The sequence below is a fragment of the Streptomyces sp. NPDC002577 genome (assembly GCF_053594815.1).
In genome coordinates, this window is the sequence record NZ_JBSFWK010000006.1 from 1 (window position 1) to 18,941 (window position 18,941).

Sequence of the window (18,941 nt, forward strand, 5' to 3'; positions counted from 1 at the left end):
GACGTCTACAACTACTCCACCGCCGACCACGCGGACATCGTGCAGTGGAGCGACCTCAACGGCACCAACCAGCAGTTCCGGCTGGCCGATTCCTCGGACGGTTACGTCCGTCTGCTCAGCCGCAACAGCGGCAAGGCCGTCGAGGTCGAGAACGCCTCCACCGCGGACGGCGCCAAGGTCGTGCAGTACACCGACTGGGGCGGAGCCAACCAGCAGTGGCAACTGGTCCGAGTCGACAGCGCCAGCAGCGCGCTGCCGTCGACGTTCCGGTGGTCCTCCAGCGGCGTTCTGGCCGGCCCGAAGCCGGACGCCCAGCACCCCGACGTGGCGGCGATCAAGGACTTCTCGATCGTGCGGTACAACAACCAGTGGCTGACCTTTGCGACCACCGCCAGCCCTTCCGGCTGGGGCCTGGTGCAGTTCAACTTCGATGACTGGTCCCAGGCCGCCTCCGCACCGCAGACCTACCTCGACACCTCGCCCATGGGCCCCGGCTACCGGGCCGCGCCCCAGGCGTTCTACTTCGCGCCGCAGAACCTGTGGTACATGGTCTACCAGACCGGTCCGCCCACCTACTCCACCAGCACCAACCCCGCCGACCCGCGCTCCTGGTCCGCGCCGCGCACCTTCATCTCCCAGGAGCCGCCGATCGTCACCCAGAACAAGGGCAACGGCACCTGGATCGACTTCTGGGTCATCTGCGACACGGCCAACTGCCACCTGTTCTTCAGTGACGACAACGGCCACATCTACCGCGCCCAGACCAGCCTGTCGGACTTCCCGAACGGTTTCGGAAACACGCAGATGGTGATGTCGGACACCAAGAACAACCTGTTCGAGGCGACCAACGTGTACAAGGTCGCCGGCAGCAACCAGTACCTGCTCCTCCAGGAGGCCATCAGCAACACCTCAGGCCGGCGCTACTTCCGCTCCTTCACCTCCACCAGCCTCACCGGGAACTGGACACCCTTGGCCGCCACGGAGAACGAACCCTTCGCCAGCCGCAACAACGTCACCTTCCCCGGCGGCGCCTGGACCGAGGACATCAGCCACGGCGAGATGATCCGCGCCGGCAACGACCAGACCCTGGCCATCAATCCGTGCCGACTGCAGTACGTCTACCAGGGCATGGACCCGGGCGCCGGGGGCGACTACATCCGCCTGCCCTGGCGGATGGGCCTGCTCACCCAGACCAACTCCACCTGCTGACCGCCCGAACCTCGATCATCCATGCACCCCGCCGGACAACTCGCCCGGCGGGGTGACGGCGCTGCTTGCCGTGGCAGCCACCGCAGCCGGTTGCACCTGCCGCACCCGGTGGGCCTCCGCTGCCCGGCGGAGCCCCCGGATTTCCCATGTGGCGGGTCACGTCAGCGCACCAGGCGCACTTCGAGCAGCCTGATGGTGGTTGCAGGGCCGACCGCTTCGAACCGGACCTCGACGGGCCCGGCAGGACGGTCCGCGTCGAGCGGGAACACCTGGGAGACTTCCTCGCCCTCGGGGTCCGGTGAGGGTGTGAGCGTGCCCAGCATGTGCCCGTCCATCAGTACGCGGGTCGGTCCGGCACTTCCGCCGGCGAGGTGGATCACCTGCAGGCCGGTGGCGGCACCGTCCGGGTCCGTCAGACGGTAGGACCACCAGCCGGTGGCGGCCCGCCACCTCAGCCCGTCGGTGAGGCCCGACCATGTGCCCTGTCCCTCGAACCGGTGGTCGCTTTCGGGCTGTTGCTCGCCGGCGGCAACGGCGTCAACGGTGCGGTCGTGCAGCGTGAGGGCCGCCTCGTCGGCCGCGTGCAGCTCCGCCCGCCGCTCCTGGAGCCGCTCCGGGTCCGCCACGGGGAAGTAGAGGACGTAGCGGGAGTCGTGGATGCCGGCGAACGGGACGAGGGTGACGGACTCGCCCGGTCGCGCGTCCATGTGATCCAGGGCGAACGCCAACCGGTCCGGGGCGAGTCGGCGCACGCCGGCCGCCAGATCGGAGGAGGTCCGGGCGAGCACGACGGGCAGGTGCTCCAGGGCGCGCAACGGGCCGCTGGCGACGTGACCCATCCTGGAGTCGTCGGCGAAGAGCCCGACCAGGTCGTTGCGGTCGCCCTCGGCCGCGAGGACGCTGGGTCCGAAGCGGAACGACACCCACGGCGAGCCGTCGGGGAGCAGTTCGGCGCTGACGCGCGGGTGAAGGCGCAGGGTGATCGTGTCCCCTTCGCGCCACTGCCGCTCGAGACGCACGTATGTCAGGGGCTGTCCGCCTGCCCCGCGGCTCGTCGTGAGCGGGGCGGGTCCATCCGCGGGCGGTGCGCCGTTGATACGGACCTGCGGCGTCCCTTCGTGCCAGCTGGGGACGCGTATGTGGATCGCCACAGGGGCGGCGGGAGCCTCGCGTACCACGAGTCCGACCGCGTTGTCGTAGGGGGCCGTCCCGGTCTGCTCGAGCACCAGGTTCTGTTCGGGCAGGCTGAGCCGGGAGGCGATGAAGAGGTTGACGAACAGGTCGCCGTCCTCGGCGGTGTACACCAACTCGCCGTACTTCGCGTGGTTCTCCAGCCCGGTGCCGACGCAGCACCAGAAGCAGTTCTGGGGCGTCGACACCACGCGGTAGTGGCCCGGTCGCACCGGTGTGAAATACACCAGCCCGCCCTTGGGATGCAGGGACGAGAGGATGTGGTTGACCGTCGCGCGCTCGTAGTGGTCGAGTACCTCGGCGTCCGGCTCTTCGAGGAACAGCGCGCGGCTCAGTTTGAGCATGTTGTAGGTGTTGCAGGTCTCGGGGCCCTCCGGCGACTCCAGCGCAGAGCTGAAGTCGTCGCGGGGGTGCAGGTGCTCGCGCACGGAGTTGCCGCCGAAGGAGAACGTCCGGTGCCTGGTCATGGTCTGCCAGAAGAACCGGGCGGCGTCCCGCAGGCCGTGGTCGCCGCCGACCTCGCCGAGCCGCTGATACCCGACCGCCTTGGCGATCTGGGTGTTGGCGTGCATCCCGTCGAGGACGTCGCGGTGCTCGCGCAACGGGCGGAGCAGTGACTGGTCGAGGAAGCGCCGTGCCAGGGCGGCGTACCGGTCCGTGCCGGTGACGTCGGCGAGGTCCGCGAGAACCTCGCACATCCCACCGAACTCCGTGCGGAGCATGGCTTCGTGGGTGTCGTCGTCCATCCCCGCCGCCACCTGGTCCCACCAGTCGGCCAGCCGCCGCAGGGCGGTCAGGGCCAGGTCTGAGCCGGCGTGCCGGTGGGCGTCCAGCAGGCCGGCGAAGAGCTTGTGCAGGTTGTACCACGGCACCCAGGCACCACCGAGCTCGAACGAGTCCCGCTCCACCTGCCCCGCGGCCACCCGCTGCCACAGCCGCACGCCGTCGGGAATGCCTCCGACGTAGCCGGTGCCCAGGGCGTCCTGGCACTCGACGACGCCCTGAACCAGACGATCGACCATGGCCCTCGGCCGGGGATCGTCCGTCACCGCGCTCATGAGAGCGGCGCCCGACAGTGCGTGCCCGATGGTGTGGCCGTCGAGACCGGAGCTCTCCCAGTTGCCGTAGGACTCGGCGACCGGCGGCAGGCCGGCCTCGCGCCGCAAGGGTGCGAGGAGCCGGTCGGCGTCGAGAGACAGCAGGTAGTCGAGGGCGGTGGCCTGGGCGTCCAGGAACGGGCCGGGAAGAAGGCGTACCGCGCTGCGGGGGAGTGACTGCATCGGTGCTCGTTTCCTTCGTTCGAACCTTGCGGGCCTGCAGCGGAGAGCTTCGCGACTGATCGTGCGTGATCAGGAATCGCTCTCGTGCCCACCGTAAGCACTCAGCAGCCGGTCGTACTCCGCCTGGGTGAGGGGGAGCACCGAGCCGTGCTTGGCTTCAGGGGGCAGTCGATAGCTCGTCGACGGGATCCACTTCCCGGAGTCGAGATCGGTGGTCTCGAACGGGACGTAGTTGCGCCCCCCGAACTCGTCGATGAACATGTACCACTTCTCCTCCGTGTTCGACTTGAACACGGCCGGGCCCTCACCACGGCTGATAGCCCCCTCGCCGATGCGGTCGACCACGAAGTCATACGTGGTGGACGTCAGTTCGCGGGACTTCTCGGCGATGATGAGCTTCGCGCCGGGCACGGAAGGCGACTGGTCCCGCTCGTCCTTCGTGTAGCGGTAGTACACCCCGTTGTGCTTGATCATGGCTGAGTCGATCACGGCGTGCCCCGGATCGTGCCAGATGGTGGGCTCGCTGAAGGTGCGGAAGTCCGTGGTGGTGGCGTACAGCATCCTGTTGTACGTCGTGCCCGTGTGATCGGGGTCGTCCTCCGCGTAGAGCTTCGAGGCCCAGAAGACGACGTATGTGCCGAGTTCGTCCGCGTAGCAGGCCTTCGGCGCCCAAGTGTTGCCGGCGGTGTCGGGGGACACTGTGACGAGGCGCTGACCGGTCCAGTTCACCAGGTCGGAGGAGTCCCACACCACGATCGACTTGCTGCCGGCGCGCTCGGCTCTGTCCCAGATGGGCTGCACCCGGTCCTCGGCGTCGCCGGATGTCCGCAGATCCGTTGCGATCAGGTGGAACCTGTCGCCGTCGGGGGAGCGGATCACGAAGGGGTCGCGCACCCCCCCGGTGCCGAGGCTGGACGTCAGGACGGGTTCTCCGTCGTTCAGTTCCCGGTAGTGCAACGGGTCGTTGCCGTGGCTGAGCGCCATCCGGATCCGTTCGTCGTCGACTGACGGGTTGCCGACGAAATAGACGAGCAGATAGCCGACGTAGACCGGTTTCGGCTGATACACAAACACTCCTGAGTGTGGTGAGGGGGCAGGCCCAGAGAGAGCGGGGATCCGCGGGCCTCGCGAGGGACACCGGCGCACGCGCCGAAGCGCCCTGGGCGGTGTCCTCGCCGGCAGCGGCTTCAGCCGCCCTGGCCGTGTCCGCTCTGCTCCGGCCTGCGGTGCGCTTGGGCCGACGTGTCCGTCGGCAGGGAGATCGTGATCCGTGTGCGTTGCCCGGCGGCGAGGGAGATGTTCCGGGCACGCGGGCCCAGCATGGAGGGACCGACCTGTGCGGAGGTGGTGACGGCCGTGATGCCGCGGCGGCTGATCAGCGTGACGTCCTGGGTCCGGTCCGAGGTGACGGTCACCGTCGTGGTGCCGTCGGACAGATCCCAGGCCAGGCCGTGCACACGGATTCCGCCCCGGCCCCGGATGCCGGTGATCGTGCCCTTGTCCCACTGCTCGGGCAGTGCGGGAAGGACCAAGGGATTTCCTTTGTTCTTCTCGATGGCCCATGCACGTGCGTCCGTGCGGGGCGTCGGCCGAGGCGGCCGGTGCCGTCTGTGGCGGTAGACGGCACCGGCCTCACCAGGTCAGTGCGACTTGTCGTAGGACTGCTGGTAGATCTGCAGGAAGCGCTCCAACCCGAGCTTGTCGATGTTCTTGACGTACGAGTCCCAGTCGGAGTCGAGGGACTTCCTCCCGGTGATGAACTGCACCGCGCTCTGCTGTACGAAGGTGCCGATGTTCGTCTGGAGCGTGCTGCGGCTTTCCCCGGCCGAGAGGGAGAGCGTCTACCGGCAGGTGGGCCGGGAACTGGCGAGGCTGCATCGCGTCGCCCTTGCGGATCAGGATCAGGATCAGGGACAGGAACCGGGGAACGTTGGCGTCGTGCCGGTGGAGGACGACGGGGAGGATCCTCGGGAGCTGGTCGCCCGGCTTCGGGCGGGCGGAATGATCGATGCGGGGCGCAGGAGTGGCTCGTCGGAGGGCTCGACCGGCTGTCCTCGCACCTACAGGGCACGTCCCCGCACGTCCTGCTGCACGGCGACATCGCACCGCAGAACATCATGGTGTCCCCGGACTCCGCGGACCTCGGCGGACTGGTCGACTGGGGCGATGCCGTGTGGGCCGACCCCGCGGTCGAGTTCGCCAAGACGCCGCTGGCGGACGTGGTGACCATGCTCAAGGGATACCGGGAGGAGAACGGAGAAGAACCGTCCGCAGGTTCCGCGGACAACGCCGGCTCCGCGTGGGAGGCGAGGATCCTGCGCCACCATCTCGTGTGGTCCCTGGGCCGGTTGGTGAACCCGGCGGCCAACCCCGGTGCACGGCACTGGACCGCACCCCCTGCCTCCCGCCTCCTCGGCCTGCTCCGGTTCTACGCGTCGGCACCGGAGAAGCCATGGCGTGACCTGACCTGACCTGAGACCCTGGCGCTCGCGGGACACCGCCCGGCGGCCGCTCACAGGCGGCCGAGGACGGACAGGGCGACGATGCCCGGCGCCTCGTCGGCGTCATCGTGCGGGTGCAGCAGGCGCACCCGGACCTGGAGGGCCACCGTCTCGGTGGCTTCGAGATGGTGCCGCGTGGAGGCGTCGCTTGGCGAAGCGTGAACGGGGGCGGCGATCTCGGTCCAGGTGTCCCGGTCGCGGGACGCCTCGACGACGAAGCGGTGCGGACCGGGTTCCGTGAACTCCACCCGCACGCCGCTGACCGTCACCAGACGCTCCAGGTCGACGGCCACCCACGGCGCAGGGTCCAGGGCCGAGGGAGCCCAAGACGTCTCCGGCGCACCGTCGTTGACGTGGAGCGAGGCGCGGCCGGGGAGGTGGCTGCTGCACCTTGTCGGGTTGTCCCGGCCGAAGACGGTGTGACCACCTGGCGGTGGCGCTGCGGCGGTGGGCGGTGTCGGGTGGCGGTCGAGGGGGACGGGGGACGGGCCGTCCAGGGGCGGTCCGTCCCCCGTCCGCAGTTCCAGGACCGCGTCCGGGAGGTTCTCGGAGGTGGCTCGGATGAGGGTCGTGCCCGCGTGGTACGAGCGGAAGAACGCCGCGGCTGCTCCGTCGCGCAGCGCGCACAGGGTGTTCCCTTCCGGACCGCCCGGACCACCCGGAGCTTCCGGATCATCCGGCACGAAGCGGATGCGGTGGCCGGTGGCGAACTCGCCCGGACCGTGCTCGATGGTCAGGGTCACGGGCGCGCAGGCCGAGACCGGATGTCCCGCGGTGTCGGTGAGGGTGACCGTCACATGGATGTCGTCGGTCCCGTCCGCGTGTTCCAGGACGGTGCGGTCCGCGGACAGCCGCAGCCGCGCGGGCTCGCCGGGGTTCGGCCAGGCGGGCGGGGGGATGTGGCGATAGTGGGCGCGGTACCAGTACCAGGAGCGTTTGGGCAGGCGCGCGTAGTCGACCAGGCCCATGGAGCCGAAGTGCCGGCCGGCGATGCTGCCGTGGTCGAAGCCGCACCACACGGCCTCGCCGCTGCGCCAGGGCTGCCGCCACGGGAACGGGGTGTCGCCGGAGGGCTCGTACTCCTTGGCCAGGTCGCCCCATCCGGGGGCGTACGGGCCGGGCCGGTCAGTGATCACCGAGCCGTACTCGGAGACGAGATTCGGCACCCCCGGGTCGGGGAAGAGCCAGGCGCCGTCGCCGTTGTAGCCCGCGAGATCGCCGATGCGGTCGGTGCCGCCGCGCTGGACACCGCCGACGGCCGCAGGACGGGTCGCGTCCAACTCGTGGGACAGCTCGACGAGTTCGGAGAGGAAGCGGCGGACCTCGGGCAGGACCGCGTCGTCGCAGAAGAACGCCTCGTTGCCCATGCTCCAGGCGATCACGGACGGGCTGTTGCGGTTGATGCGGATCATCTCGGCGAGTTGGGAGCGCACGCTCGCCTCGAACCCCGGCCGGTGCTTCTCCTCGACCGGGTAGGAGCCACCGCTCCACGGCGAGGTGCCGCCGGGGCCCGTGCCCCAGAAGACGCACTCGGACCAGACGAGCAGCCCGATCTCGTCGGAGTGTGTGGTGAACACGGGGTCATGGGGGTAGTGCGAGCCGCGTACGAAGTCGAAGCCGGCCGCCTTGACGGTGTCCAGGTCGCGTCGGACGGAGCGGTTGGTGACCGCGTCGCCCCAACCCGCTTGGTCCTGATGGACATTGGTGCCGAGGAGGTAGCGGTGGGTGCCGTTGAGGGAGAAGCCGTGCTCCGCGCTCCAGGTGAAGTGGCGGAAGCCGAAGGGGGTTTCGTAGCGGTCGAGGGTTGTGCCGTCCGGAGCCGTGAGGGTGGAGACGGCCCGGTAGAGGCGGGGTGTCTCGGGGCTCCACAGCCGGACGGCGGACAGCGCCCGCGTGCGGTGCGTGACCGTCGCCGTTGCCCCGGCGGCGAACTCCGCAGGCGACGAGTGCACGGTGGCGGCGAGGTGGCCGTCCGGGTCCAGGACGTGGGTGGTCAGGCGTGCCCGGACCGCGTGCGGCGAGCTGTTGCGCACCTCCGCCTCCACGTGCACCACGGGGCGTCCGTGCTCGACGCCCGGCGTGGTGACGCGCGTGCCGCACCAGTCGACGTGCAACGGGTTCAGGGTGTCGAGCCATACGTCCCGGTACAGGCCGCCGGAGAAGACGTGCTCTCCCGCGAGCGGTGCGATCTCGGGGTTCCATGTGTTGTCGACGCGGACCGCAAGGACGTTGCGGCCCGCCCGCACATGGGCGGTGATGTCGACCGGGAAGCCCGTGTACCCGCCTTCGTGGTGACCGGTGTGTGCCCCGTTGACGTACACGTCGGCCACCTGGAACGCGCCCTCGAACTCCAGCCGGACCACCCCCGACACAGCCACCTCGTCCAGGTCGAGCTCGCGCCGGTACCAGCCGGCGCCGACGTAGAACGTCGACTCCTGGAAGTAAGGCAGGCTGAAGGAGTGGGGCAGTCCGGTCGGCCGCCAGTCACTGTCGTCGAAGTCCGTGCGCGCAGCGTCCGGCGGGTCGCCGAGGGCGAAACGCCAGTCGCGGTTGATGTTGGTGCGTCGTCGCATGTGTCCTCGTCAGTCGTTCTTCCGGCCCCGGTACGCGTGCGGCAGCCGGGCGTATGAGAGGTGGGTGCGGTGCCGGCGGGCGGTCAGTGCGAGGCGTCGTACGCCTCTTGGTACAGCTTCAGGAACTGCTTCAGGCCGAGCTTGTCCAGGTCGGCCTTGTAGGTGTCCCAGTCCGCGTCGAGGGACTTCTTGCCGGTGATGAACTGCACGTTGCTCTGCTGGACGAAGGTGCCGATGTTGGTCTGCAGGGTGGCGAGTTCCTGCGCCTTGGAGGGGTCGATCCAGGTCGACTCGAACGGGAAGATCAGGTCCTTGGGGGCGTACGGCTCATACAGTTTGGTCGCCTCGTAGAGGCGGCGCTCGTAGCCCTCGGGGGACTTGATGTCCTTGGCGGCCGTCTGCGCGGTGCGGAAATCGGCGGTGTTGTTGTATTGGGCCAGCGGTCCCCAGCCGCCGTTCTTCGGGGGGTTCGCGACGGCCTTGAACTCGGCCGGCTTCCCGTCGGTGCCTGTCTCTCCTGCCGCCGCGTCGGTCCATCCCTGCGGCCCGAAGGTGCTGTCGAGCCTGCCCTTGTCCGTGTAGATGTAGTCGAGCATCTTCATGGCCTGGATCTGCTCGGTCTGGGTGGCCTTGTTGGTGAGGACGAAGGTGGCGCCCGGCATGGACGGCGAGAAGTAGTCCGTGTACTGGGTTCCGTCGGGGCCCTTCAGGGGCGGCAGCGGGTCGTACTGTTTGTCCCGGCCGTCCTTCTGGCCGATCGTCACGTACTGGGCGAGGTTGCCGGTCGTGACGGCGCCCAGGCGTACTGCCCCCGCGTTGTCGCCCAGCCGTCGCAGGGCGTCTCCGTTCTGGGTGAAGGATCCGCTGTCGATCAGGCCTTCCTTGTAGAGGGACCTGATGTACTTCAGGCCTTCACGCCATTCGTCCTTGTTCGCCTGGATGTCGGTCTTGCCGTCGCGCAGGACGAGCGTGGGGTTGGCGTCCACCGTCGTGGCCATGGGCGCGTAGGTGAAGGCGTTCATCAGGTAGTTGATGACCGAGTCCGTCACGTTGCCGCTCAGCGCGATCTCGTCCGCCTTGCCGTTGCCGTTCGGGTCGTCGTTCTTGAAGGCGCGCAGGACGTCGCGGAACTCCTCGGGCGTCTGGGGCTGCTTGAGGCCGAGCTTCTTCAGCCAGGTGGTGTTGAGCCACAGCTTGCCGTAGTACGAGCAGTGGTAGCAGTCCACCCACTGCGGTATGCCGTAGATGTGCTTGTCGGGGGCCGTCGCCATCCGCCGGTAGGCGGGCTCCGCCTCGAAGGCTTTTTGGATGTTCGGCCCGTACTGCTTGATGAGCTGGTCCAGGGGCTGGATGACGCCCTGGCGGGACAGCTTGAGGAGTTCGGTCTGCGAGAACTGGTCGACCCACGGGACCAGCAGGTACAGATCGGGCAGATCGCCGCTCGCCAGGGATATCTGGCGCTTCTCCTTAGCGGACGTGGCGTCGTAGGTCGTGGTCTGCCATCGCAGGGTGATGTTGAACTTCTTCTCCAACACCTTGGTGAAGGCGTTGTTCTTGAGGCCGCCGTCGCTGCCCTGGGGGGCGAAGACGTCAAGGGTGACGTGGGGATTGCCCGTGATCTTGGGAAGCGGCTTGGACGCGTCGGCGCCCGGGGCGGGAGAGCCACTGGTACAGGCGGCGAGGGTGGCGAGCAGCGCGCCGGCGGACGCCACTTTGGTGAGCCGGGGTGAACGAGGCATGACGAGGTCCCTTCAGTGATGTACGGGGAGAAGAAGTGGGAGCGAACCGGCTCAGCCCTTGATCGCGCCGATCATGATTCCCTTGGTGAAGTAGCGTGCGACGAACGGGTAGATGAGCAGCACCGGCACGCTGGCGATCACGATCAGGGAGTACTTGAGCAGGTCGGCCATGTGTTGCCGTTGCAGCATCTCCGCCGCGTTCGAGGCGCTGCCGGCGTCGTTGTTGAGAATGAGGACGTTGCGCAGCACCAGCTGGATCGGATACAGGTCCGAGTCCCTGAGATAGAGCAGGGCGTCGAAGTAGCCGTTCCACTGGACGATGGCGTACATCAGCGCGATCACCGCGATCATCGGCTTGGCCAGCGGCAGGGCGATCTTCCACAGGAAGCGCAGATCACCGCAGCCGTCGAGCTGGGCCGCCTCGTACAGCTCGTCGGGGATCATTGTGCGGAAGTACGTGCTGGCGATGACCACCTGCCACACGCCGATGGCCTGCGGGACGACCAGCGCCCAGCGGGTGTTGAGCATGCCCAGTTCCTGGACCACCAGATACGTGGGGATGAGGCCCCCGGAGAACAGCATGGTGAACACCACCGCGCCCATCACGGGACCACGCCCGAACAGGCTCTTGCGCGACAGCGGGAAGGCCAGTGCGATGGTGAGCGCGACGCTGATGAGCGTCCCGACGACCGTGTAGAAGAGCGAGTTGAGGAAACCCGTGACGATCTGCGGGTCGCTCAACGCCACCTTGTAGCCCTGCCACGTGAAGTCGACCGGCCAGAACAGGACCTGGCCCGAGGACACGGCGGTGGGGTCGCTGAAGGAGCTGGCGAGGATGTTCAGCAGCGGCAGCAGTACGACCGCGAGGAACGTCAGCAGCAGGAGGTACGTGCAGAACAGGAATATCCGGTCGACGCGGGTCTCCTGGATCCGGCGGGGCGCCCGCCGCAGGACGGGGAGGCGGCGCGGCCGGCCCGGACGTGATCCGCGCACCAACTCCTCGTCGGGCCAGTCCACTTCGGCCACTGCCGTGTCATGGGTCCGGCTCATGACCACACCCCGCTTCCGGTGACGCGCTTGGCGATGACGTTCACGAAGACGAGCAGGCAGAGGTTGACGGCCGAGTTGAGCAGTCCGACCGCGGTCGCCTGGCTGAAGTCCGCGTTGAGCAGTCCGGTCTTGTAGACGTAGGTGGCGATGATCTCCGAGGCGGAGAGGTTCAGCGGGTTCTGGAGGAGGAACGCCTTCTCGAACCCGATCGCCATGATGTTGCCGACCGCCAGAATGAGGACGATCACCGCGGTCGGCATGATGCTCGGCAGGTCCACGTGCCAGATCTTCTGCAGCCGCGAGGCGCCGTCCACACGGGCCGCCTCGTAGAGGGACTGGTCGACGCCGGCGAGGGTGGCCAGATAGATCACCGCGGAGTAGCCGGCCGTCTGCCAGATGTCGGACCAGACGTAGATGTGCCGGAAGTAGGACGGGTCGGCGAGCAGGTCGACGGCGTCGACGCCGAAGAATCCGAAGACGTGGCTGGTGAGCCCGACCTTGGGCGAAAGGATCATGATGATCATGGAGACGACGACGACCGTGGAGATGAAGTACGGCGCGTACGTCACCATCTGGACCGTGCGCTTGAACAGGCCCTGCCGGATCTCGTTCAGGGCGAGCGCCAGGATGATCGGGATCGGAAACGCTGCGAGGACGGCGTAGAAGGACAGCAGGAAGGTGTTCTGCACCAGCTCCCAGAACATCGGGTTCGCCAGGAACGCCTGGAAGTGCCGGAGGCCGACCCACGGGCTGCCCCAGACGCCCTGGATCACGTTGTAGTCCTTGAACGCGATCACGCCGTTGGCCATCGGGATGTACTTGAACACCAGCAGGTGCGTCAGCGGCACCAGCATCAGCGCGTACAGCGTCCAGTGACGGCGCAGACTGCGCCGTGCACGCTGCCATGCGCTGGTCTTCGTCAGTCCCTTGCCCTGCTTCCCGGGAGAGGGGGGCCGGGTCAACTTTCGCTCCTCTTGCAACGAGTTGATTGGTGTCATGCCACCGGCTCCTGACTGCTCCAGACCCGGCCCTGCGGGTAGCGGTGGGCGGCCACGACGTCCGGCAGGAGCTCGGCGCCGAGGCCGGGGGCGGTGGGCGCCAGGTAGTGGCCGTCACGGACGCGGACGGGATCGGCGAAGTGCTCGTGGAGGTGGTCGATGTACTCGATCTCGCGGCCCTCCGTGGAGCCGCTCACGGCCACGAAGTCGAACATCGCCAGGTGCTGCACCATCTCGCACAGGCCGACGCCCCCGGCGTGCGGACAGACCGGGACGCCGAACTTCGCGGCAAGCAGCAGCACGGCCACGTTCTCGGTGACGCCGGCGGTCCGGCTCGCGTCCAGCTGCAGGACGTCGAGGGCGCCGGCCTGGAGGAACTGTTTGAACATGACCTGGTTGTGGACGTGTTCGCCGGTGGCGACCTTGACCGGGTGGATCGCCCGGCGGATGGCGGCGTGCCCGAGGACGTCGTCGGGGGAGGTGGGCTCCTCGATCCAGTACGGGGCGAACGGCGCGAGCGCCCGCATCCGGTCGATCGCCTGCCCCACGCCCCAGGCCTGGTTGGCGTCGACGGCGATCCTGACGTCGGGGCCGACGGCCTCCCGGGCCAGGCGCATCCGGCGCAGGTCTTCGTCGGGATCGGCGCCGACCTTCAGTTTGATCTGACGGAACCCGTCGGCGACCGCCTCCTTCGACAGCCTCACCAGCTTGTCGTCGTCGTACCCGAGCCAGCCGGGCGTCGTCGTGTAGGCCGGATAGCCGCGCTCCAGCAGCAGGCGGGTGCGCTCGGCGCGTCCGGGCTCGGCGCGGCGCAGGATGCCGAGCGCTTCGTCGCGGGTGAGTGCGTCCTTGAGGTAGCGGAAGTCGACGAGGTCGACGAGCCGCTCGGGGGACAGCTCCGCCAGCAGGCGCCAGACCGGCTTGCCCTCGCGCTTCGCGTACAGGTCCCAGACCGCGTTGACGAGGGCCGCGGCCGCCATGTGGACGACGCCCTTGTGCGGCCCGAGCCAGCGTAACTGGCTGTCATCGGTGAGCCGGCGCGAGAACCCGCCCGGATCCGCGAGGACTTCCCGCACGGGCAGCCCGACGACCAGCGGGGCAAGTGCCTTGATCGCGGCGACCTGGACATCGTTGCCGCGGCCCACGGTGAAGGCCAGCCCGTGGCCCGCGCCGCCGGTGCTCGTGCGGAGGGTGACGTAGGCGGCCGAGTAGTCGGGTTCCGGGTTCATCGCGTCGGACCCGTCGAGCTCGCGCGACGTGGGGAAGCGGACATCAACCGCTTCGACAGCGCAGATCTGTTCAGTCATCGCGTGATACGTCCTCGGTTCGCTCAGCGGGAGGGTGTCTCGCGGTCGGGGGAACCGCCCCTCGACACGTGTCAGGGATGTGTCGGCACGGCTACGGCCGACGTTTGACATGGGATGGATTTATAAGGCCGCCGGGGAGTCGTGTCCATACTTCGCACACGAGAAGGCTGCATTGACATCGACTGAGCAGGAAATATCCGCTTAATCTAGGGTAGTTGTCGGTGGTGCGGACATCCTCTGCGTATCGATGCCATGGGATGTCTCGCCGGCGTTGCCTCCTGGTCCGTCAGGACCGCGTGGACCGGCCGGCTCGCCGCACCCGACGGACCACCTCATGCCGAGAATCGACCAGCAGACGACGAATTCTTCCCACGCGCATGCCGCGCGGCCGCTCCTAGCGTGCGTGTCATGGCGGAAACCAAGGGAAGCAAGAAGGCCATGGGCACCGGCGATCGACCCGTGCGGTGGGAGCGGACGGCGGACGGAGTACGGCTGACCTGCCGCGGACTGTCCCTGCGGGCGGTCTGGGAGGGGCCCGGCATTCTGCGGGTCGCAGCCCGCCCCGCGTCTGACGGCGCCCCCGTCCTGGCCGACGGCCCGATGCTCGATCCGCGCCGCGAGCGACGACCCGGACCCTTCACGCTCGACGAGAAGCCCGACGAGCTGGTCATGTCCGACGGGGCGCTGGCCCTTGCCGTCGACCTCGCCACGGGGCGGCTCAGCTACCGCGACCCCGCCGGGAAACCGCTCTTCAGCGAGGTGGAGGCAGACGCGATCCGGATGGAGCTCCGCACACCGGGCACCTCGAACGGCTCCACTCCCGGTTCCACTCCGGGTGCCGCTCCCGGCTCCACTCCCGGTTCCGCTCCCGGCTACCGGGCAGGCCTCGGACTGCGGCTCACCGACGGCGAAGCCCTGTACGGCCTCGGCCAGCACGAGGAGGGCCGACTCGACCGGCGGGGCACGACGCAGTACCTGTACCAGCACAATCTCAAGGTCAGCATTCCCTTCCTGGCCTCTCCCCGCGGCTGGGGCCTGTTGTGGCACGGCTACAGCGCGATGACCTTCCAGGACGACGCGGCAGGCTGCCGTCTCCAGGCCGCCTGCGTGCCGGAACTCGATTACTTCGTGCTGGCGGGACCCGGCCTCCACGACGTGGTCCGCCGCTACCGGCAGGTGACCGGGGCCGCGCCGATGCCGCCGCGCTGGGCCTTCGGCTACCTCCAGTCCAAGGAGCGCTACCACGACCAGGAGGAACTGCTGGCGGTGGCCCGCCGCTACGCCGAGCTGGGGCTGCCGCTGGAGGGCATCGTGCTCGACTGGATGTCCTGGCCGGACGGTCTGTGGGGGCAGAAATCCCTCGACCCGGCGCGCTTCCCGGACCCCGACGACCTGTGCCGCCGCCTGCACGCCATGGGCACCCGACTGATGGTCTCCATCTGGCCGCACCACCATGGCGACGGCCCCGACCAGCGAGAACTCGCCGCCGCTGACGCACTGCTGGCCAACGGAACCACCTATGACGCCTTCGACACGAACGCCCGCGCCCTGTACTGGAAGCAGGCCGAGACGGCCCTGTTCGCCAAGGGCATCGATGCCTGGTGGACCGACTGCTCGGAACCCTTCGAGGCCGACTGGAACGGTGCGACGGAGCCGTCCCCCGAGGAGCGGATGCGCATCAACACCACGGAGGCCGAGCGCTACCTGGGAGCGGCCCGCAGCAACGCCTACTCACTCCTGCACAGCCGCGGGATCTGGGAGGGGCAGCGGGCCACCGGCAGTCCCAAGCGGGTGCTCAACCTGACCCGGTCCGCCTACGCCGGCCAGCAGCGCTACGCCACGTTCAGCTGGTCCGGCGACACCAGCGCTACCTGGGAGACGCTGCGCCGCCAGGTCGCCGAGGGACTGAGCTTCGCCGCCTCCGGCCTGCCGTACTGGACCACCGACGTCGGGGCCTTCTTCCCCGGCAGGGTCATCCCCGGCATGGACGCGGCGTGGTTCCTGCGCGGCGACTTCGACACGGGTGCGGAGGACCCCGGCTACCGCGAACTCTTCCTGCGCTGGTTCCAGTACGCCACCTTCCTGCCGATGCTGCGCCCACACGGCACCGGCACACCGCGCGAGATCTGGCACTACGGCGAACCGGGCGACCCGGTCTACGAGACGCTGGTCCGGTTCATCCGCCTGCGCAAGGCGCTGGTCCCCTACCTCTACTCCCTCGCCGCACAGGTGACGTCCGAGAACGGCACGATGTTCCGGCCGCTCGCCTTCGACTTCGGCGACGCCCCGGAAGTGACCGCCGTGGACGACCAGTTCATGCTCGGCCCGGCGTTGATGGTCTGCCCGGTGACGAGGCCACAGCGGTACGGACCCGGTGCGGTCCCGGTGCGCGACGCCCCGCGCAGCCGCGGTGTGCTGCTGCCCTCGGCGACCGACGGCACGGACTGGGTGGACGTCTGGGACGGCGCCCGCCACGCGGGCGGCCGCCGTATCGAAGCCCCGGCACCGCTGGAGCGGCTGCCCGCCTACGCCCGCGCCGGATCGGTTCTTCCCCTCGCCCGTCCCGACTCAGGCCCGGAGGATCTGGACATCTTCGTCTTCCCGGGGGCGGACGGCTCCTTCGAGCTGTACGAGGACGAGGGTGACGGGTGGGGCTACGAGCAGGGTGCGAGCACGCGCACCGCGCTGCGCTGGGACGAGGCGACCGGCACGCTGACCGTCGGCCGCCCGGCGGGCGACTACCCGGGGCGCCCGGCCCGTCGCGCGCTGCGCGCCCGCCTGGTCGAGCCCGGCCGAGGCTGGGCCGACTCGTCGGCGCCGTGGGTCACCGCCGAGCAGCAGGGCCAGGAGCTGCGGATTCCCTTGCGGCAGTCGCGACCGTAGTCGCGGCAGTCCTGACCTCGGGCGGTGTCCCGCGTCCCCACCCGCCCGGACGGTTCACTCCGGACGGGCGGAGAGGCGCAGCAGTACCGCTGAAGGGGCCGACGGGAGGAACACACGGAGCGCCGCGCTCTTCGGGTCCCACGAGGCTCGCGCCTTGGTGGTGGAGGGGTACAGGACGTCGACACGGACCGGCGCACCCTGAAGGCTCGGCAGAGGGAGCACCGTCGAGTCCTCGGAGCCGTCGCCAGGGCGCCGCCATACCGTGACATAGGCGGTGTCGGGGGTGTGCAGGGCCAGGGCGATCCACGGGTCGTCCCAGCCGGGCAGGCCCAGCGGCCAGGAGGGCACCGCGGTCGCCACGTCGCTCCGGATCGCCTTGTGGACCGCGACCGCCTCGTGCGTCAAGGAGCGTGCGTCGGGGGCGAGTTCGGGGAGGCGGCCCGACAGGTGAATGCGGCCGAGCAGCGCGCTGGCCATGGTGAAGGCGACCTCGTCCAGGGAGTCCTCGGGCTGCGGATAGGCCCAGACTGCTCCCTGCTCCGGGGTGACCGCGGTGGGGGCGGCTGCCGCGATGGGGGCGTACAGCTGCAGGTTCTGCTGATCGCTGGTGGAGTGCAGCTGGACGCGGGAGAGGAGGGCGTGGTCGGTGCGCATGCCGCCGGAGGCGCAGTTCTCCAGGACGAGGCGCGGATGGCGGTCCAGGATGCCGTCCAGCCAGTCGAGTTGGGCGCGGTTGTGGCCGAGCAGGCCGTCCGCGGGCGTCTCCCCGGGGTGGCTGCTGGTGCCCGAACCGGGGTCCACGTTGTAGTCGAGCTTGAGGTATCCGATGCCCAGTTCGCCGACCAGGCGGTCCACCACCCGGTCCAGGTGGCCGCGGGCGGCGGGGTGGCGCAGGTCGAGGTGGTAGCGGCCGGTCTCCAGGACGCGGGCGCCGTGGCGGCGGAAGAACGCCTCGTCGGGCAGGGCCGCGGCCACCGGGCTGCGCACGCCCACCACTTCGGGCTCCAGCCACAGCCCCGGGACCATGCCGTGCCCCCGTATGCGGTCCAGGACCTCGTGGATGCCGCGCTCACCGGGGAAGCGGGAGGCGGCCGGCTCCCACGCGCCGACGCTGTCCCACCAGCCGCCGTTCTCGTCGTCGTACCAGCCGGCGTCGATGACGAAGTACTCGGCGCCGGCCTCGGCGGCGGCGTCGATGTGCGGCAGCAGCCGGGCCGTGGTCGGGTCACCCATCAGGCAGTTCATGTAGTCGTTGAAGATCACCGGCAGGTGGTGGTGGTCGGGGTGCGGGCGGCGGATCGCACGCCGGTAGCGGGTGAGTGCGGCGAACGCCTCGTCGACGCCGCCGGTCTCGGCGAGGGCGAGAGCGACGGGGACGGTCGTGAAGCTCGCCCCCGGTTCCAGCCGGTGCGACCAGCCGTGGGCGATGTCGCTGGGGCCGGACAGGGCCAGGAACGCGGCATCGGCGCGCTCCCCGCACTCCCACAGCCAGCCGCCGCCGTTGTGCTCGATCTGCCACAGCCAGGTCCGTCCGGTGCGGCGGTCGCTCAGTCCGCCCATCGGCAGGTGACCCGCGCTGGACCAGGAGCCCTTCCCGGAGGTGGTGAAGCAGCCCTTGCCGTTGGGTCGGTGGACGCGGGCGTTGAGCGCCGGGACGGCCTGCCGCAACGGGCGCCGCTGCCAGCGGTATTCGGCGAGCCACTCGTTCTCCGCCCGGAGCAGGTCCGCGGTGTCGAGCTGCGCGGCGTCCGTGGTCAGCACGCCCAGCACCAGGGAGGCGACCGACTCCAGGTCGATCCGTTCCCGTCCCCCGTTGTGCAGTTCTACGTGGCCGCGCAGGACCGGGATGCTGTCGGGCGAGCGGTAGACCACGTCCGCGGTGAGGCCCGTCTCGGGGTCGTGCAGGCGGACGGTCAGCTGGTGCCAGTCCCCGTCCCGCCGGGTGTCATGGCTGCGGTAGCGCAGCCGTGCGCCGATGACGCTGTCGATCAGACGCTGGCTGGACCAGTGCCGGCCGTGGCCGCCCACGACCGCCTCGACCAGCGGCAGCGGCGCCCCCGAGCCCTTCGGCACCGGTGCGGCATCGGGGCCGCCGACGTGGCGGAGCCGTGGACGGCCGTCCTGGTCCGCATCGATGACGAGGCGCAGTGCATCGTGCCCCCAGTCGAGGAGAACGCGGTTGTCGGTCACGAGCGGGTTTCCCTTCTCTT

13 protein-coding genes are annotated in these 18,941 nt (G+C 69.4%); 3 read left to right on the forward strand and 10 right to left on the reverse strand.

Annotation, left to right across the window (positions count from 1 at the left end; genetic code table 11):
- The coding region (locus ACWD4J_RS10730; RefSeq protein WP_451394988.1) for a non-reducing end alpha-L-arabinofuranosidase family hydrolase at positions 1–1,209 on the forward strand (1,209 nt) is incomplete at its 5' end.
- A 161-nt stretch (positions 1,210–1,370) separates the two neighbouring features.
- Here the strand turns inward: ACWD4J_RS10730 and ACWD4J_RS10735 are convergent.
- From ACWD4J_RS10735 to ACWD4J_RS10750, 4 genes are all read right to left on the reverse strand, one after another.
- A complete protein-coding gene (locus tag ACWD4J_RS10735) occupies positions 1,371–3,680 on the reverse strand; it encodes a beta-L-arabinofuranosidase domain-containing protein (protein WP_451394989.1) in 2,310 nt (769 codons plus the stop codon).
- Positions 3,681–3,749: 69 nt separating this feature from the next.
- The gene (locus tag ACWD4J_RS10740; protein WP_451394990.1) at positions 3,750–4,748 is read right to left on the reverse strand and encodes a glycoside hydrolase family 43 protein; all 999 of its coding nucleotides are present in this window, start codon (positions 4,746–4,748) and stop codon (positions 3,750–3,752) included.
- A 119-nt stretch (positions 4,749–4,867) separates the two neighbouring features.
- Positions 4,868–5,212: a glycoside hydrolase family 95-like protein gene (locus ACWD4J_RS10745; RefSeq protein ID WP_451394991.1), complete on the reverse strand. Its 345-nt coding sequence runs from the start codon at positions 5,210–5,212 to the stop codon at positions 4,868–4,870.
- Positions 5,213–5,320: 108 nt separating this feature from the next.
- Positions 5,321–5,446: a hypothetical protein gene (locus ACWD4J_RS10750; protein ID WP_451395266.1), complete on the reverse strand. Its 126-nt coding sequence runs from the start codon at positions 5,444–5,446 to the stop codon at positions 5,321–5,323.
- 33 nt (positions 5,447–5,479) lie between these two features.
- On the opposite strand from ACWD4J_RS10750, the gene ACWD4J_RS10755 reads away from it, so the two are divergent.
- Entirely contained in the window at positions 5,480–6,151 is a 672-nt protein-coding gene (locus ACWD4J_RS10755) for a phosphotransferase (protein WP_451395255.1), read from the forward strand.
- Between the two features lie 41 nt (positions 6,152–6,192).
- Here the strand turns inward: ACWD4J_RS10755 and ACWD4J_RS10760 are convergent, their stop codons facing one another.
- From ACWD4J_RS10760 to ACWD4J_RS10780, 5 genes are all read right to left on the reverse strand, one after another.
- Complete coding sequence (locus ACWD4J_RS10760; RefSeq protein WP_451394992.1) at positions 6,193–8,754, reverse strand: glycoside hydrolase family 2 TIM barrel-domain containing protein; 2,562 nt, start codon at positions 8,752–8,754, stop codon at positions 6,193–6,195.
- A gap of 83 nt (positions 8,755–8,837) precedes the next feature.
- Positions 8,838–10,493, reverse strand: a complete 1,656-nt coding sequence (locus ACWD4J_RS10765) for an ABC transporter substrate-binding protein (protein ID WP_451394993.1) — start codon at positions 10,491–10,493, stop codon at positions 8,838–8,840.
- A 51-nt stretch (positions 10,494–10,544) separates the two neighbouring features.
- Entirely contained in the window at positions 10,545–11,543 is a 999-nt protein-coding gene (locus ACWD4J_RS10770) for a carbohydrate ABC transporter permease (RefSeq protein ID WP_451394994.1), read from the reverse strand.
- Positions 11,540–12,505 (reverse strand): ABC transporter permease, encoded by a 966-nt coding sequence (locus tag ACWD4J_RS10775; RefSeq protein ID WP_451394995.1) that lies wholly within the window; start codon positions 12,503–12,505, stop codon positions 11,540–11,542. The genes ACWD4J_RS10770 and ACWD4J_RS10775 overlap by 4 nt, the downstream gene beginning before the upstream one ends.
- 32 nt (positions 12,506–12,537) lie before the next feature.
- Positions 12,538–13,848, reverse strand: a complete 1,311-nt coding sequence (locus tag ACWD4J_RS10780; protein WP_451394996.1) for an enolase C-terminal domain-like protein — start codon at positions 13,846–13,848, stop codon at positions 12,538–12,540.
- Positions 13,849–14,256: 408 nt separating this feature from the next.
- Between ACWD4J_RS10780 and ACWD4J_RS10785 the strand changes: the two genes are divergently transcribed.
- Positions 14,257–16,731 carry a TIM-barrel domain-containing protein gene (locus tag ACWD4J_RS10785; RefSeq protein ID WP_451394997.1) on the forward strand — a complete coding sequence of 825 codons (2,475 nt, stop codon included), beginning with the start codon at positions 14,257–14,259 and terminating at the stop codon, positions 16,729–16,731.
- Positions 16,732–16,785: 54 nt separating this feature from the next.
- On the opposite strand, the gene ACWD4J_RS10790 is transcribed toward ACWD4J_RS10785, so the two are convergent.
- Positions 16,786–18,921 (reverse strand): glycoside hydrolase family 36 protein, encoded by a 2,136-nt coding sequence (locus tag ACWD4J_RS10790; RefSeq protein WP_451394998.1) that lies wholly within the window; start codon positions 18,919–18,921, stop codon positions 16,786–16,788.
- Between the last annotated feature and the right edge of the window lie 20 nt (positions 18,922–18,941).

What these genes read in the sequence shown, in the direction of transcription:
- ACWD4J_RS10765 (WP_451394993.1), bottom strand. Translation starts at nt 10,493, where the DNA reads ATGCCTCGTTCACCCCGGCTCACCAAAGTGGCGTCCGCCGGCGCGCTG.
- ACWD4J_RS10770 (WP_451394994.1), bottom strand. Translation starts at nt 11,543, where the DNA reads ATGAGCCGGACCCATGACACGGCAGTGGCCGAAGTGGACTGGCCCGAC.
- ACWD4J_RS10760 (WP_451394992.1), bottom strand. Translation starts at nt 8,754, where the DNA reads ATGCGACGACGCACCAACATCAACCGCGACTGGCGTTTCGCCCTCGGC.
- ACWD4J_RS10780 (WP_451394996.1), bottom strand. Translation starts at nt 13,848, where the DNA reads ATGACTGAACAGATCTGCGCTGTCGAAGCGGTTGATGTCCGCTTCCCC.
- ACWD4J_RS10785 (WP_451394997.1), top strand. Translation starts at nt 14,257, where the DNA reads ATGGCGGAAACCAAGGGAAGCAAGAAGGCCATGGGCACCGGCGATCGA.
- ACWD4J_RS10735 (WP_451394989.1), bottom strand. Translation starts at nt 3,680, where the DNA reads ATGCAGTCACTCCCCCGCAGCGCGGTACGCCTTCTTCCCGGCCCGTTC.